This window comes from Salarchaeum japonicum (assembly GCF_020614395.1).
GTDB lineage: Archaea > Halobacteriota > Halobacteria > Halobacteriales > Halobacteriaceae > Salarchaeum > Salarchaeum japonicum.
In genome coordinates this window covers 119592-135943 of sequence record NZ_CP085324.1, presented here as the reverse complement: position 1 = coordinate 135943, position 16352 = coordinate 119592, and the positions used below count along the sequence as shown (strand labels likewise).

Sequence of the window (16352 nt, the reverse complement as noted above, 5' to 3'; positions counted from 1 at the left end):
CGGCTCCCGCCATCGCGCGTTCGCGTCCGGTGAGCGAGCCGTCCGCCGCTTTCCTCGCGCGACGACGACGACCGGGGTCTCCCTGACCCCACCTAGTTACTACCCCACGTCGGTCGGTCGTTCGCGCGCTCACTAACCACGGAATCCAACGAGAATGTCAGGAAAAGCGGCGCTCGCCTTCTCGGGCGGGCTCGATACGACGGTCTGTGTACCGCTGCTAGAAGAAGAGTACGGCTACGACGAGGTTATCGGCGTCACGGTTGACGTCGGCCAACCCGAATCGGAGTTCGACGAGGCCGAGGAGACCGCCGAGGCGCTCGGGCTGGAGCACTTCGTCGTGGACGCGAAGGACGACTTCGCCTCGCTGTGCATGGACGCGGTGCAGGCGAACGCGGACTACCAGGGCTACCCGCTCGGCACCGCGCTCGCGCGCCCGGTCATCGCGAAGGCCATCCTCGAAGTCGCGGAGGAGGAGGGCTGTGCGGCGGTCGCGCACGGGTGTACGGGGAAAGGAAACGACCAGCTCCGGTTCGAGGCGGTGTGGCGGAACTCCGACCTGGAGGTCGTCGCGCCGGTGCGCGAACTCGGGCTCACCCGCGAGTGGGAGGTCGAGTACGCGGACGAGAAGAACCTGCCCGTGGAGGGCGGGAACGAGGGCGTGTGGAGCATCGACTCGAACCTCTGGAGCCGCAGCATCGAGGGCGGTCAGCTCGAAGACCCCGGATACGTGCCGCCGACGGACATCTACGAGTGGACGGACGACCCCGGCGAGGAGACCGAGCTGGTCGAAATCGAGTTCGAGGCGGGCGTGCCGGTCGCGGTGAACGGCGAGGAACTCCCGCAGGTCCAGCTCATTCAGTACCTGAACGACCTCGCGGGGAGCTACGGGGTCGGTCGCACGGACATGATGGAAGACCGCATGCTCGGTCTCAAGGTGCGCGAGAACTACGAGCATCCGGCGGCGACGACGCTCCTGAACGCGCACGAGGCGCTCGAAGGCCTGGTGTTGACGAAGGAGGAGCGCGACTTCAAGCAGGAAGTGGACGCGCAGTGGTCGCAGAAGGCCTACGAGGGGCTCGTGGACGCGCCGCTCGTCGATGCCCTCGACGGGTTCATCTCGACGACGCAGGAGCGCGTCACGGGGACGGTGACCATCAAGTTCGAGGGCGGGCAGGCCCGTCCGGTCGCCCGTGACAGCGAGTACGCGGTGTACTCCGAGTCCGCGGCGTCGTTCAACACCGAGACGGTGGACGGCATCGAGCAGGCCGACGCCACCGGGGTCGCGAAGTACCACGGGTTCCAGTCCCGGTTGGCGAACAAGACGAAGCCGACGCTCACGACGGACGGGGGCGACGACGAATGACGGGGGGAGAGGACTCGACGGCGGTTCGCCGCGACCGCTTCAGCGGCGGCCCCGCCCGCGAGTTCCTCTCCTCGATGGACGCCGACGCCCGGATTTTCGCCGCCGACCTCGCGGTCGACCGCGCGCACGTCGTGATGCTCGCGGAGCAGGGGATCATCGAGGCGTCGGCGGCCGAGACGATTCTCGGCGCGCTCGACGACGTGGAGTCGGCGGGCTTCGACGCGCTCCCCGACGGCGAGGACGTGCACGAGGCCATCGAGACCGCCGTCATCGACCGCGTCGGCCCGGTCGGCGGGAAGATGCACACGGCGCGCTCGCGCAACGACGAGGTCGCGACCTGCATCCGCCATCGGTTCCGCGACGACCTGTTGGACGCCGCGGAGACCACTATCGCGTTCCGGGAGGCGCTCCTGGAGACGGCGGCGGCGCACGCGGACACGGTGATGCCGGGGTACACGCACCTCCAGCCGGCCCAGCCGGTGACGGTCGCGCACTTCCTGCTCTCCTACGAGTCCGCGGTCGCCCGCGACACCGAACGCCTCCTCGACGCCTACGCGCGGACGAACCGGAGTCCGCTGGGCGCGGCGGCGTTCGGCGGGACGCCGTTCGACATCGACCGCGAGCGCACCGCCGACCTGCTCGGGTTCGACTCGGTCGTGGAGAACAGCATGGACGCGTCATCGACCCGGGACTTCCTCGTGGAGGGCGTGTCGGCGCTCGCAGGGCTCGCCACCACGGTCTCGGGGCTCGCGGAAGACCTGGTGGTGTTCTCGAACAAGGGCCTCGTGTCGCTCTCGGACGACTACGCCTCCACGTCCTCGATTATGCCGCAGAAGAAGAACCCGGACACGCTCGAGCTCGTCCGCGCGACCGCGGGCGACGCGACGGGCGCGCTCCAGGGTCTGCTCACGACCCTGAAGGGACTGCCGCGGGCGTACAACCGCGACCTGCAGTCCGCGACGGGGTACGGCTGGACGGCCGTGGACGAGGTGGCGGAGGCGGTCGAGGTCGTGGCGGGCGCGGTCGCCACGGCGGAGTGGCCGGCGGACGCGCTCGCGGACGCCGCGGGCGAGGGGTTCTCGACGGCGACGGGCGTCGCGGACACGCTCGCGATGGCCGGGCTCCCGTTCCGCACGGCGCACGAAATCGTCGCCGAGGCCGGGACGGGCGACCTCGCGGCGCTGGACGGCGCCGCCCGCGAAGTGACCGGCGAGCCGCTCGCTGACCTCGCGGACGGCGAGGCCGTGGAGGCGGCGCTCGACCCGGCGGCGAGCGTGGCGATGCGGGACTCCTTCGGCGGCCCCGCGCCGGACGCGGTGGCGGGCGCGCTCGACCGCGCGGCCGACGGGGTCGCCGCGGACGTAGACGCCGTCGAGGCGCGCCGGGACGCGCTCGCGGACGCCGCGGACGAACTCGCGGCGGAGGTGGCGAGCTATGAGTGAGGCCGCGTCGGCGGGACGGCTGCGACGACCGCGACCCCCACTCGGGGGACTTTATAACTACAGTACCGGCTTCGGTTCGCGGTTTCGGTCGCGTTTTTCGGGCGTTTCGCCCCGGTAGCGACGCCCCTGCGAATATTTAATTTCTCTGACAGGTTCGACGTGTTTAAGTGGGAGTGGTGGGTAGACGAGGGTGTATGACAGAATGTGTCGAGTGCGGGGCGGAGGTCTCCCTGCACGAGGACCTCGAAGTCGGAGAGATCGTCGACTGTGACACCTGCGGGCAGGAACTCGAAGTCGTCGACACCGAACCTCCCGTCCTCGACCGGGCACCCGAGCTCGACGAGGACTGGGGGGAGTAACGTGCAGATCGGCATCCTCTACTCGCGGATACGGAAGGACGAGAAACTCCTCCTCTCCGAACTCCGCGAGCGCGGCCACGACGTCGAGAAGCTCGACGTTCGCAAGCTCGAATTCGGCGTCGGCGACCCGCCGGAGGGCGTCGCCGACCTCGACATCGTGCTCGACCGGTGTCTCGCCACCAGCCGCAGCCGGTACGCCACCCAGTTCGTGGACAGCTACGGCGTCCCCGTCGTGAACGCGCCGGACACCGCCGACCTCTGCGCGGACAAGGCGAAGACGAGCATCGCGCTCGACGACGCGGGCGTCCCGACGCCCGAGACGACGGTGGCGTTCGACACGGACAGCGCGCTCTCCGCCATCGAGGAGTTCGGGTATCCCTGCGTCGTCAAGCCCGTCGTCGGGTCGTGGGGTCGCCTGATGGCGAAACTCGAATCCCGGAGCGCCGCCGAGGCCGTGCTCGAACACAAGGCCACGCTCGGCCACTACGAGCACAAGGTGTTCTACATCCAGGAGTTCGTGGAGAAACCCGGCCGCGACATCCGCGTCGTCGCGCTCGACGGCGAACCCGTCGCCGCGATGACGCGCTCCGCCGACCACTGGCTCACGAACGCCGCGAAGGGCGCACAGACCCAGGAGTTCGAACTCACGCCCGAAGTCGAAGCCCTCGTCGAGAAGGCGAGCGACGCCGTCGGCGGCGGATTGCTGGGTGTCGACCTGATGGAAACCAACGCGGCGCAGAGCGCCGCGGAACAGTCGAGCGGCGACGAGCCGCGAGACCCCTCGTACACCGTGCACGAGGTGAACCACACGGTCGAGTTCAAGGCGCTGAACGACTGCGTGGACACGGACGTGCCCGCGGCCGTGGTGGACTGGCTGGAGGCGAAGGCTGAGACGGGGGTGCCGGCATGAAAGTCGGCGTCGTCGGCGCGTCCGGGTTCACGGGCGGCGAGCTCTGCCGGCTCGTCAGCGCCCACCCCGAGTTCGACCTCGTGACGGCGACGAGCCGCGAGTACGCGAACAAAACGGTGGGGAGCGTCCACCCGAACCTGCGCGGCCTCGACCTGCGCTTTTCGCACCCGGACGACCTCGACGACCTCGACGTGCTGTTCGTCGCCGCGCCGCACGGCGTGACGATGGAGCACGTCGAGGAGTACCGGGACATCGCGGACCTCGTGGTCGACCTCTCCGCGGACTTCCGGCTCGACTCCGAAGAGCAGTACGACGAGTGGTACGACGGCCACAGCGCGCCCGACCACATCCCCGACGGCGTGTACGCGCTCCCGGAACTCCACCGCGAGGAGTTGGCGGGCGCGAACCTGATTGCGTCCGGCGGCTGTAACGCGACCGCGACGATTCTCGGACTGAAACCGCTCGCGGACGCCGGCATCCTCGACGGCGCGGACGTGACCGTGGACGTGAAGGTCGGGTCGTCGGAGGGCGGCGCGGGCGGCGGCGCGGCGTCCTCGCACCCCGAGCGCTCGGGCGTCGTCCGGCCGTACGCGCCGACCGGCCACCGCCACGAGGCCGAAATCGAACAGGAGCTCGGCGTCCAGGTCGGGTTCACCGCGCACGCGGTGGACATGACCCGGGGCGCGGCCGCGACCTGCCACGTCTACCCCGAGGAAGTACCGGGAACGGGCGACCTCTGGCAGGCGTTTCGTGAATGTTACGAGGACGAACCGTTCGTCCGCCTCGTCGCCGGGAGCGGCGGCGTCTACCGCTACCCCGAACCGAAGGCCGTAGCGGGCACGAACTACGCCGACGTCGGGTTCGAGCTCGACGAGCGCAACGGCCGCGTCGTGGTGTTCTCCGCCATCGACAACATGATGAAAGGCTCCGCCGGCCAAGCCGTCCACGCCGCGAACGTCGCGCTCGGCATCGACGAGCAAGCAGGCCTGGAGTTCGACGGACTCCACCCAGTAGGTGCTCCATAGATGACGCTGGTCGTGAAAATCGGCGGAGCGCGCGCGGTGAACCCGGAGGGCGCGCTGACGGACATCGCGCACCTCGTGTTGAACGACGAGGACGTGGTGGTCGTGCACGGCGGGTCGACCGCGGTGGACGACCTCCTCTCCCGCCTCGACATCGAACCCGACTACGTGGAGTCCCCGTCCGGGATGACTGGGCGGTTCACGGACGCGGAGACGATGGACGCGTTCACGATGGCGATGGCCGGCGTGAACACCGATTTGGTCGCCGACCTCCAGGACACCGGCGTGCCGGCGGTCGGCTTGTCGGGCGTGGACGGCGCGCTCCTCACCGGCCCCCGGAAGTCCGCCGTGAAGGTCGTGGAGGACGGGAAGAAGAAGATTCGGCGCGGCGACCACTCGGGGAAAATCACGAGCGTGAACACGGACTTGCTCGACACGCTGCTCGACGACTACGTGCCGGTCGTCTCGCTCCCGATGCTCGCGGACGACGGCGTTGCGGTGAACGCGGACGCCGACCGGGCGGCCGCGGCGGTCGCGGGCGCGCTCGACGCCGACCTCGTCGTGTTGACGGACGTGGCGGGCGTGTACGCGAACCCCGACGACCCCGACACGCTCGTCGAGTCCGTGGACTCCCCCGACGACCTCGACGCTGTCGAGGAGTACGCGGAGGGCTTCATGTCGAAGAAGGTGCTCGCCGCGACGGAGGCGCTCGACGGCGGCGCGGAGTCGGTGACCATCGCGGACGCGAACGCGAACGACCCCATCGTCTCCGCGCTCTCCGGTCACGGCACGCGCTTCACGCAGGGCGCGGTCGGGGGTGAGAGCGATGCCTGAGGCGTCGTTCGTCTTCGGCGAGAAACCCATCCGCATCGAGTCCGGCGACGGCGTCCACCTCTACGACGACGACGGGAACGCGTACCTCGACTTCGGCGCGAGCTACGCGTGCACGCCGCTGGGGCACAGCCATCCCGCCGTCGTCGAGGCCGTCCAGGAGCAGGTCGCGGAGTTGACGTTCGTCCAGGGGTCGTATCCCGTGGACGCCCGCGACGGTCTCTACGAGCGCCTCGGACGCCTCGGGCCGGGCGACTGCTCGAACGTCTGGCTCTGCAACTCGGGGACGGAGGCGAACGAGGCCGCGTTGAAGTTCGCGCGGCACGCCACCGGGAACTCGGAAATCGTCGCGGCGACCCGCGCGTTCCACGGGCGGACGATGGGGTCGCTCGCGGCGACGTGGAAGGACGAGTACAAGGAGGGGTTCGGCCCGCTCCCCGGGGGGTTCACGCACGTCCCGTACGGCGACGCGGAGGCGCTCGCGGAGGCCGTCACGGCGGACACCGCGGCGGTCATCCTCGAACCTGTGCAGGGCGAGGGCGGCATCAACCCCGCGCCCGACGGCTACCTGCAGGCCGCGCGCGAGGCGACCGACGCGGCGGGTGCGGCGCTCGTGTTCGACGAGATCCAGACCGGCCTGGGCCGGACGGGTTCGCTCTGGGCGTGCGAGGACGCGGGCGTCACCCCGGACATCCTCACCACCGCGAAGGGACTGGGGAACGGCCTGCCCGTCGCCGCCACGCTCTGCGCGGACTGGATCGCCGAGGACGCGGGGTCGCACGGCTCGACGTTCTCCGGTGGCCCCGTCGTCTGCGCCGCCGCGAACGCTACCCTCGACGCCATCGTCGAGGAGGACTTGCCCGCGCACGCCGCCAGCCTGGGCGAGACGTTCAAGAACCGCCTGGAGGAAATCGACGACCTCCGGGACGTGCGCGGCGAGGGGCTCCTGGTCGGCGTCGAGGTGAAACGGGGGGCGAACAGAGCGTTGAGAAGCCTCGCGCTGAACCACGGCGTGCTCGCGCTCCCGACCGGCCGCACCGTCGTGCGGTTCCTCCCGCCGCTCGTCGCGACCGAGGAGGACTGCCTGGCGGTCGCGGACGCGCTCGAATCGGTGGTCGGATGACCCGGAGCCTGCTCCGCGACCTCGTGGAGACGCCGTCCGTCTCGGGCGACGAGGCCGCGGCGGCCGACGTGCTCGTCGAGTTCTTCGAGGAGCACGGCCGGGAGGCGTGGACGGACGCGGTCGGGAACGTCCGCGCGCCCGCCGACGACTCCGTGCTCCTCACGTCGCACGTGGACACCGTCCCCGGCGACATCGAGGTGCGCGTCGAGGACGACACGCTCTACGGCCGGGGGAGCGTGGACGCGAAGGGCCCGCTCGCGGCGATGGCGACCGCCGCCGTCGAAACCGGCGTGTCGTTCGTCGGCGTCGTCGGCGAGGAACGGGACTCCCGGGGCGCGCGCCACCTCGTCGCGAACCGCGAGGCCCCGGACGCCGTGGTGAACGGCGAGCCCTCGGGCTGGGACGCGGTGACGCTCGGCTATCGCGGACTCCTGCCGGCGCGCTACGAGGTGGAGACGCCGACCGCGCACGGGTCGCTCCCGGAGGCGAACGCCATCGACCACGCGACCGCGTGGTGGGAGTCGGTGCGGGCGGCCTTCGACGAGGAGTCGGAGCACGTGTTCGAGACGGTGACGCCGACGCCGCTCGACCTGAACGGCGGGACGAGCGGGGACGGCCTCAGCGTCGATGCGACGCTCACCGCCTCGTTCCGCCTGCCGCCCGAAACCGGCGCGGAGGACGTGAAGGAGACGCTCGCCGGCCTCACGGAGCACGGGAGCGTCTCCTACGACCAGCACTACCAGCCGGTGATGGTGTCGCCGCGGACGCCGGTCGCGGGCGCGCTCCGCGCCGCCATCCGCGAGGAGGGCGGGAGTCCGGGGCACGTCCGCAAAACCGGAACGAGCGACATGAACGTGTACGCCGCGGCCTGGGACTGCCCGATGGCGACCTACGGCCCCGGCGACTCCGAGTTGGACCACACGCCGAACGAACACATCAGTCTCGCCGAGTACGACCGGAGCGTCCGGGTGCTCTCGGCGACCGCAGACCGCCTATGCACTTCCTGACCGTAGACGACCTCACACCGACGGAGTTGGACAGCGTCCTCACCAGTGCCCGCGACCTGAAGGGCGACTACGCCGGAACGCCGCTCGCCGACCGGAGCCTGGCGATGCTGTTCGAGAAGGCGAGCACGCGAACCCGCGTGAGCTTCGAGGTCGGGATGACGAAACTCGGCGGGCACGCCGTCTTCCTCGGGAAGGAGGACATCCAGCTCGGCCGCGGCGAACCCGTGAAGGACACCGCCCGCGCGCTCGCGTGCTACGCCGACGCGGTGATGGCGCGCGTGGACGACCACGAGACCCTCGAAACGCTCGCCGCGTACTCCTCGATTCCGGTCGTGAACGGGCTGTCGGACGAAGCGCATCCGGTGCAGACGCTCGCCGACCTCCTCACCGTCGAGGAAGTCGTCGGCGACGACGCGTCGGTCGCGTGGGTCGGTGACGGGAACAACGTCGCGGCGTCGTTCACGGTCGGCGCGGCGATGCGCGGCCACGACGTGACGGTCGCCACGCCCGCCGAGTACGCGCTCGACGACGGCGTGTTCGACCGCGCGAGCGACTACCCTGGCACCGTCACCGCGACCACCGACCCCGAGGAAGCGGTCGCTGGCGCGGACGTGGTGTACACGGACGTCTGGGTGAGCATGGGCGACGAGGACGAACGCGAACAGCGCCTCGACGCCCTCCAGCCGTACCAGGTGAACGAGGAGTTGCTCGCGGGGACGGACGCGAAGGTGATGCACTGCCTGCCCGCGCACCGCGGCGAGGAGATAACCGAGGACGTGCTGGAGGGCGAGCGCTCGCTGGTGTGGCGGCAGGCCGAGAACCGGATGCACGGCCAGAACGGCCTGCTCGTCCAGCTGGTGTAGTTGCGCGAAGCGCCCCCTATTTGTGCCTCGCCGTCCCACACTCGACAATGACAGACCTGAGTCTCGACGTGCCGACGCCGCCCGAGGCGGACGGCGGCGTCTGGCTTTCGTGCATCGAGTGCGAGAACGCGGTCGCGCCGTTCGACGACGTGGTGTACCGGTGTCCGGACTGCGACGGCCTCCTCGAAGCCCGGTACGACGACTACCCGGACTGGAGCGAGTTCGAGGGGCGCGGCGTCTGGCGGTACAGCGCCGCGCTCCCCTTCGAGTCCGGCGTGAGCATCGAGGAGGGCGACACGCCGCTCTACACGGTGCCCGGCATCGAGGATGACCTCGGACTCGCCGACCTCCGCGTGAAACACGAGGGGATGAACCCGACGGGGTCGTTCAAGGACCGCGGGATGACAGTCGGCGTGAAGGTCGCGGACGAACTCGGCGTCGGCCGCCTCGCCTGCGCCTCCACCGGAAACACGTCCGCGGCGCTCGCGTGCTACGGCACCCGCGCCGGCAAGCAGGTGCTCGTCCTGCTCCCCGCGGGGAAGGTCGCCGCCGGGAAGGTCGCGCAGGCGAGCCTGCACGGCGCGAAAATCTGCGAGGTGGACGGGAACTTCGACGACTGCCTCGACGTGGTCGCGGAACTCGCGAACCGGGGCGAGGCCTACCTCCTGAACAGCCTCAATCCGTTCCGGTTGGAGGGGCAGAAGACCATCGGGCTCGAAATCCTCGAACAGTCGAAGGCCGAGACGGGCGCGTACCCCGACCGCATCGCGCTCCCGGTCGGGAACGCGGGGAACACGGCGGCGTTGTACAAATCTTTCCGCGAGCTCGTCGCGGCGGGCGCGATGGACGAGTCGGAGATGCCGAAACTGACGGGCGTGCAGGCCGCGGGCGCGGCCCCGATGGTCGAAGCCATAGAGAACGACTGGAACGAAGTCCAGCCGTGGGACGAGGTGGAGACGCGCGCGACCGCCATCCGCATCGGCAACCCGGTGAACGCGCCGAAAGCGCTTCCGGGGATTCGCGCGACCGGCGGCACCGCCGTCGCCGTCGACGACGACGAAATCACGGACGCCCAGCGCGCGCTCGCCCGAGAGGGCGTCGGCGTCGAACCCGCGTCCGCCGCCTCGGTTGCGGGCGTGCGGAAACTCCGCGAGGCGGGCGAAATCAGCGCGGACGAACACGTCGTCTGCCTCACCACCGGCCACCTGCTCAAAGACCCGGACGCCGCGGCCGCGGCCGGGAGCGAACCGGTGTCCGTGCCCGCGGACGCCGACGGCGTGCTGGACGCGCTCTAGCGGCATTCTTATCCCAGTGGACGCGCTGAACTCCATCCAGAGGGGGATGCAGGTCACGCCCGAGGTCTGGGTGTCGCTCGTGTCCGGAGCGGCGGCGCTGCTCGTCGCCGGCTACGCGTGGCGGTCGCGAACCGCGCCGGGCGCGCGGGCGCTCACCGCGTTCCTCGTGGCGTCCGCGGTGTGGGCGGCCGGGAACGCCGCGCAGGTCGCGGCGACGACGCTCCCCCAGAAACTCCTCGCGGTGGACGCGCAGTACGTCGGCATCGCGTTCGCGCCGGTCGCGTGGCTGGTGTTCGCCGCGCAGTACGCCGACCGCGATAGCTGGCTCACCCCGCGAACGCTCGCACTGCTCTGTCTCCTTCCCGCGGCGACGCTCGCGCTCGCGTGGACGAACGGCCTCCACGGACTCGTGCGGACGGACGCCGCGCTCGAAACCACCGGCGGTGTCGTCACGCTCACCCGCGAGTTCGGACCGTGGTTCTGGGTGGCGTGGGCGTACTTCGGCGTGACGAACACGCTCGGCACGCTCTTCCTCCTCGGGTCGCTCGTCGGGTCGCCGCCCGCGTTCCGCGGGCAGGTCGTCGCGGTGCTGGTGGGGGTGAGCGTGCCGGCGGTCGCGCAGGTCGCGTACTTCGCGGGCGCGAGTCCGTTCGAACCGGAGGCGTTCGTCGGCGTCACCGCGGTCGCGTTCGGGTACGCGCTCTCCCGGCACGCCCTCCTCGACGTGGTGCCGGTCGCGCGCGACACGCTCGTCGAGGAACTGGACGACGGCGTGCTCGTCGTGAACGCCGCGAACCGGGTCGTGGACGCGAACGGTGCGGCCGAGCGGTTGCTCGACGCGACCGACGTGGTCGGGGAGTCCGTGGACGACGTGCTCTCCGCGCGGGTTCGGGGAGCCGACGACGAGACGCCGGTGTCGGTGACGGACGCCGACGGGCGCGAGCGCTGGGTGACCGTGACGGAGAGCGCGCTCGACGACGGGGGCACCCTCGTCCGGATTCGGGACGTGACGGAACTCGAACGCAAGCGCCGGGAACTCGCGCGGGAGAACGACCGATTGAACCGGGTCGCGGACACCATCAGTCACGACGTGCGGAGTCCGCTCACGGTCGCGGCGGGGTCGCTCGCGCTCGCCCGGGAGACCGGGAGCGTGGAGGACTTCGACCGGGCGGAGCGCGCGCTCGACCGCGTGGAGCGCGTGGTGGACAGCACTGTTCGCGCGGCGCGCACCGACCTCGGCGTCCCCGACCGCGAGCGCGTCGATATCGAGTCCGTCGCGCGGGACGCCTGGGAGACGAGCGAGACCGGGGACGCCGCGCTCGCGGTCGAGTCCACGGGAACCGTGCTCGCGGACCGCTCGCAGGTGCGGAGCCTCCTCGAAAACCTCTTCCGGAACGCGGTCGCGCACGGCGGCGCGGAGACGGTTCGGGTGCAGGCGACGGACGCGGGGTTCGTCGTCGCGGACGACGGCACGGGCATCGCGGCGGACGAACGCGAGCGCGTGTTCGACACGGGGTACACGACGAGCGACGCGGGAACCGGCCTCGGGCTCTCCATCGTGCAGGCCATCGCGGACGCGCACGACTGGACGGTGACGCTCGACGGCGCGGACGAGGGCGGCGCTCGCTTCGCGTTCGAAACGAGCGTCGAGACCGGGAACCGGACGGCGGCAAAGAGCCGCGGTAGTTAGTCGCCGTTCAGGTCGATCTCCTGGACGGAGATGATGCGGTCGTCCGCGACGAGGTCGTCGCGCACGTCCTCGGGAACGGGGTTGTCGAGGTTGTAGACGGTGAGGGCTTCGCCGCCGATGGTTTCGCGGGCGTTGAACATCCCGGCGATGTTGATGTCGCTCTCGCCGAGCACGGTGCCGATGAGGCCGATGACGCCGGGTTCGTCGCGGTTGCGCGCGACGAGCATCGTGCCGTGCGGGATGGCGTCCACGCGGTAGCCGTCGATGGAGACGATGCGGGGTTCGTCGCCCGTGAACAGCGTGCCGGAGACGGAGAGTTCGCGGTCGTCGACGCCGACGGTGACGGTGAGGAGGCTCTGGAAGTCCTCGGTCGTGTGGGTCTTGGATTCGGTCACGTCGATGCCGCGCTCCTCGGCGACCCGGGGGGCGTTGACGGCGTTCACGTTCCACTCAAGGGGTTCGAAGACGCCCTTCTGCGCGCTCGCGGTCACGAGGTCGAGGTCTTCGTCCGCGATGTCGCCGGCGTACGTCACCTCGATGCGGTCGATGCGCTCGCCGAACAGCTGGGCGGCGACCTTCCCCGCGGTCTCGGCGAGTTCGATGTACGGCTCGATGCGCTCGTACGCGGTCTCGTCCACGCTCGGCGCGTTCAAGGCGTTCAGGACGGGCTGGTTCGCGAGCGCCGCGACGACCTGGTCTGCGGTGGTGGTGGCGACGTGCTCCTGGGCGGCCTCCGTGGACGCGCCGAGGTGGGGGGTGGTGATGATGTCCTCGGCGTCGAGCAGGGGGGAGTCGGCGGGGAGCGGTTCGTCCTCGAACACGTCGAGCGCCGCGCCCTTCAGCACGCCGTCATCGACGGCGTCGGCGAGCGCGTCCTCGTCCACGACGCCGCCGCGTGCGACGTTCACGAGGTAGCCGCCCTCGATTTGCGCGAGTTCGTCCTCGCCGATGAGGTGGTGGGTCTCGTCCGTGAGCGGGACGTGGACGGTGACGAAGTCCGCGGCGTCGAGGCAGTCGTCAAGGTCGACGAGCTCCGCGCCGAGCTGGTTCGCGCGGTCTTCCCCGATGTAGGGGTCGTAGGCGACGAGGTCCAGGCCCACGCTACCGAGGCGTTTCGCGACCTCCTGGCCGACGCGGCCCAATCCGACGATGCCGAGGGTTTTGCCGTTGAGTTCGGTGCCGAGGAAGTCGCCTTTCGCCCACTCGCCGTCGGTGAGGCGAGCGTGGGCTTGCGGGATGGAGCGGGCGGTGGCGAACATCATCGCGACGGTGTGTTCGGCGGCGGCGCGGACGTTGCCCTCGGGGGCGTTCGCGACGATGACGCCGTGGTCGGTGGCGGCGTCGATGTCGATGTTGTCCACGCCGATGCCGGCGCGGCCGACGATCTGGAGGTCGGGCGCGTGTTCGAACACCTCGCGGGTGACTTCGGTGCCGGAGCGGACGATGAGGCCGTTCGCGTCGGCGACGGCGTCGAGGAGGGCGTCGCCCTCGATTTCGTAGGCTTCGACCACGTCGTGGCCTGCGTCGCGCAGTCGCTCCAGACCGGCGTCCGCGATGGGGTCCGTGACGAGTACCTTCATGTCGTTGTGGAATCGGCCCACCCGCCTAAAGGTTTCTGCACGTGCATGAATTGTCGCCGCCGAACACCACCCATAATACCCACAATCGTGTATTTTTCGCTCGCTCGGGGGATGGGGATACCCACGCCCGCGCTACAGCCAGAGGTCGAGGTCGGTCACGTCGTCGTGCTCGCGTTCGAGCGGCGTCTCGAACTCGCGGAGGGAGACCTCGCCCGCGAACACCGTCGCGCGGTCGAGGTGGCCGGCGAGCGCCTGCCCCGACTTCCGGGAGAGCACCGCGTGGGTGTGCGCGAACACGTCGCCGTCGAGGAGGGAGACGTTCCCGACGCACGCCGCGACCTCCAGGGGTTCGTCGAACCGCGCGGGCTTGTACTCGAACTCGTCCTGGTCGTAGTACCAGAGTTCGGCGTCCTGCACGGCACCCATCGCGACGAACCAGCCGGCCTCGATGCCCTCGTCGCGGGCGAGGCCCTCTATCTCCTCGCGCCAGTCCGCGCCGTGGTCGAGGCGCGCGAGGAACTCCCGGTTCGTGGTGACTTCGCGGTATTCCATACCGGGGAGAGTCGGGGAGTCGGGAAAAAAGTGCGTTATCGCCACTCGGCGAGCGGCGCTGCGTCCCGTGCGCCGATGGTTACCCACGCGTCGTCGCGGGAGACGTCTGCGATGACGAGGCGCTCTTCCGTGCCCTCGTCGTCTATCGAGGCCATCACATCAGCGCCGGCGGCCGGGACGGCAGTGGCAGAGGTTGCCATGACGTATGGTACAAAGTAACAGTCCTATTTAACCCCGTCGTTCCGACAGTTGCCGCGTCAAGAGTTACCAATAGTCAGGAACCGAGGGAGTTTATCGATAGATTGCCAGCATACCCAGGCGAAACCCTCAAATCAGCAAGTTTATCACAGTAGGGTGGCAATACCTGCCCGGATGACAGACAATGACAACGTCAGCCGGCGTCGCTTCCTGCAAGCGACCGGCGGCGCGGCGACAGCAGCCGCGCTCGCGGGCTGTTCCGGCAGCTCGGACACGACGACGGAGGACACCACGACTTCGGGTACGACGACCGACGACGGCGAGAGCGGGAGTTCGGACAAGACGTACCGGATGACCAACTCCACCATCACGACGCTCGACCCCGTCGCCTCGACGGACGAGGCGTCCGCGTATCTCATCCACCAGCTCTACGATACGCTGACCGTCTATCCGAACGCGTACACGACGGCGGAGACCTTCCTCGCGACGGGCTACGACCTCAACGACGACAGCACCGTCCTCACGTTCAACCTCAAGGAGGACGTGACGTTCCACGACGGCTCGTCGTTCACGGCGTCCGACATGGTGTACTCGTGGGAGCGCCTCGCGGCCTCCGACAGCAGCCGCCGCGCCTCGTTCCTCCTGAACGTGCTCGGCGTCACGCACGAGACGAACGACGACGGCTCCTACGTCTCCGGCTCGCTCGGCGTCGAAGCCGTCGACCAGACCACGTTCCGCGTCGAGCTCAACCAGCCGTTCTACGCGGCGCTCGAAATGATGGCGTACGACCCCTTCGCGGCCCAGAAGGAGGGCTACGTCGGCGACATCGACGGCTACGGCGGCGAGGTCAGCCAGTCCGAGTACGCGACCGAGAGCCCGATGGGTACCGGTCCGTTCACGCTCGGTAAGTGGACGAAGGGTACCGAAGCGACCCTCGAACGCTACGACGACTTCCACGGCGAGACCGCGAACGTCGCGGGCGTCCACTTCCAGATCGTCGAGAAGACGAACGCCCAGTACACGTACGCGACGAAGAACGTCAACGCCGACCACCCGTACGTCCCGTCCTCGAAGTACGACTCGAACAAGATCACCATCGAGGGGACGGACGAGAACGGCCACCCCTACGGGACGTACGGTCCGCTCGTCAACGACATGACCGCGGACTACTACCGCACGTCCGAACTCACGACGTACTACTACGCGTTCAACACGGACGAGGTCATCAAGCCCGCGCGGCAGGCGTTCGCGTACGCGTTCAGCGCGCGCCAGATGGTCAACACGGTGTTCGGCCGTCCGTACAAGCCCGCGTACTTCTTCCTGCCCCCGGGTCTCTACCCCGGCGGCGCGTCCGCCTACAACGAGGCGGCCCAGGACTACCCGTACGGGTACGGTGAGAACCAGGCGGCGGAGACGATGCTCCAGAAGGCCCGCGAGGTCATGGAGGACGCCGGATACAGCGAGGACAACAAGTACGAGTTCACCATGACCTCCTACCAGTCCCAGACGTGGTCTGAGGAGACGAAGCTCATGCGTGATAAGCTCGCGTCCTGCCACATCAAGATGAACTACGAGCAGGTTCCGTTCGCGACGCTCACGGAGCGCGGCCGCAACGGCAACCTCGAAGGCTACACGCTGGGCTGGGGCGCGGACTACCCCGGCGGCGACAACTTCCTCCAGCTTATGGCCCCGCAGTTCTCGCAGGTCGACCAGGACAACGCTGTCTCCTACACGAACTGGGAGGGGACGGACGCGGCCGAGACGGCCCGCGAAGCCTGGAACACCATCACGGAGAACTACGGCCTGACCGAGGAAGCGCAGCAGGCGCGTGCCGAGGCCTACGTCGACATGGAGAAGGCGAACTGGGAGGACGCGGTGTTCATCAACTGCTTCCACGTGAACGCGGAGCACATGTCGTACCCCTGGGTGGACAAGCCGCGCGTCGGCCCGATGGGCACGGCCGCGACGAAGTTCAACCAGGTCTCCATCGGCGACCGCGGCCAGTACGAGTAACAAAAGAAACACGACTCGTTTATTTATTTTCTGCGGGTAGCCACGCATTTATCCGGACGAATGGAAACCTAAAGCGACAGGCCTAATTACGGCTCACGGGCTAC

15 protein-coding genes are annotated in these 16352 nt (G+C 69.4%); 12 read left to right on the top strand and 3 right to left on the bottom strand.

The features are described from left to right. The first annotated feature begins 154 nt into the window (after positions 1-154). The 11 genes from LI334_RS00705 (at position 155) to LI334_RS00655 (ending at position 11905) form a co-directional block, all read left to right on the top strand. The gene (locus LI334_RS00705; RefSeq protein ID WP_227261251.1) at positions 155-1363 is read left to right on the top strand and encodes an argininosuccinate synthase; all 1209 of its coding nucleotides are present in this window, start codon (positions 155-157) and stop codon (positions 1361-1363) included. Continuing rightward, complete coding sequence (gene argH / locus LI334_RS00700; protein WP_227261250.1) at positions 1360-2805, top strand: argininosuccinate lyase; 1446 nt, start codon at positions 1360-1362, stop codon at positions 2803-2805. The genes LI334_RS00705 and argH overlap by 4 nt, the downstream gene beginning before the upstream one ends. Positions 2806-2999: 194 nt before the next feature. Continuing rightward, positions 3000-3164, top strand: coding sequence for a lysine biosynthesis protein LysW (gene lysW, locus LI334_RS00695; protein ID WP_227261249.1), 165 nt, complete (start codon positions 3000-3002; stop codon positions 3162-3164). 1 nt (position 3165) lies between these two features. Then, on the top strand, positions 3166-4074 hold the full coding sequence (lysX, locus tag LI334_RS00690; RefSeq protein ID WP_227261248.1) for a lysine biosynthesis protein LysX: 909 nt from the start codon (positions 3166-3168) through the stop codon (positions 4072-4074). Further along, positions 4071-5099, top strand: coding sequence for an N-acetyl-gamma-glutamyl-phosphate reductase (argC, locus tag LI334_RS00685; protein ID WP_227261247.1), 1029 nt, complete (start codon positions 4071-4073; stop codon positions 5097-5099). Before lysX ends, argC begins: the two co-directional genes overlap by 4 nt. Further along, positions 5100-5930: an acetylglutamate/acetylaminoadipate kinase gene (locus LI334_RS00680; protein WP_227261246.1), complete on the top strand. Its 831-nt coding sequence runs from the start codon at positions 5100-5102 to the stop codon at positions 5928-5930. Further along, positions 5923-7050: an aspartate aminotransferase family protein gene (locus tag LI334_RS00675; RefSeq protein ID WP_227261245.1), complete on the top strand. Its 1128-nt coding sequence runs from the start codon at positions 5923-5925 to the stop codon at positions 7048-7050. Before LI334_RS00680 ends, LI334_RS00675 begins: the two co-directional genes overlap by 8 nt. Continuing rightward, positions 7047-8057: a [LysW]-lysine hydrolase gene (locus tag LI334_RS00670; RefSeq protein ID WP_227261244.1), complete on the top strand. Its 1011-nt coding sequence runs from the start codon at positions 7047-7049 to the stop codon at positions 8055-8057. Before LI334_RS00675 ends, LI334_RS00670 begins: the two co-directional genes overlap by 4 nt. After that, positions 8045-8920, top strand: a complete 876-nt coding sequence (gene argF, locus LI334_RS00665) for an ornithine carbamoyltransferase (protein ID WP_227261243.1) — start codon at positions 8045-8047, stop codon at positions 8918-8920. Before LI334_RS00670 ends, argF begins: the two co-directional genes overlap by 13 nt. Before the next feature lie 47 nt (positions 8921-8967). Further along, positions 8968-10215 carry a threonine synthase gene (gene thrC, locus LI334_RS00660; protein WP_227261242.1) on the top strand — a complete coding sequence of 416 codons (1248 nt, stop codon included), beginning with the start codon at positions 8968-8970 and terminating at the stop codon, positions 10213-10215. A 16-nt stretch (positions 10216-10231) separates the two neighbouring features. After that, entirely contained in the window at positions 10232-11905 is a 1674-nt protein-coding gene (locus LI334_RS00655; RefSeq protein ID WP_227261241.1) for a histidine kinase N-terminal 7TM domain-containing protein, read from the top strand. On the opposite strand, the gene serA is transcribed toward LI334_RS00655, so the two are convergent. The 3 genes from serA to LI334_RS00640 form a co-directional block, all read right to left on the bottom strand. Then, complete coding sequence (gene serA, locus LI334_RS00650; protein ID WP_227261240.1) at positions 11902-13485, bottom strand: phosphoglycerate dehydrogenase; 1584 nt, start codon at positions 13483-13485, stop codon at positions 11902-11904. The genes LI334_RS00655 and serA overlap by 4 nt on opposite strands. Before the next feature lie 132 nt (positions 13486-13617). Beyond that, positions 13618-14037, bottom strand: coding sequence for a PPC domain-containing DNA-binding protein (locus LI334_RS00645; RefSeq protein WP_227261239.1), 420 nt, complete (start codon positions 14035-14037; stop codon positions 13618-13620). 35 nt (positions 14038-14072) lie between these two features. After that, positions 14073-14237 (bottom strand): DUF7556 family protein, encoded by a 165-nt coding sequence (locus LI334_RS00640; protein WP_227261238.1) that lies wholly within the window; start codon positions 14235-14237, stop codon positions 14073-14075. A gap of 172 nt (positions 14238-14409) precedes the next feature. Between LI334_RS00640 and LI334_RS00635 the strand changes: the two genes are divergently transcribed. Then, positions 14410-16248, top strand: coding sequence for an ABC transporter substrate-binding protein (locus tag LI334_RS00635; protein WP_227261237.1), 1839 nt, complete (start codon positions 14410-14412; stop codon positions 16246-16248). The last annotated feature ends 104 nt before the right edge of the window (positions 16249-16352 follow it).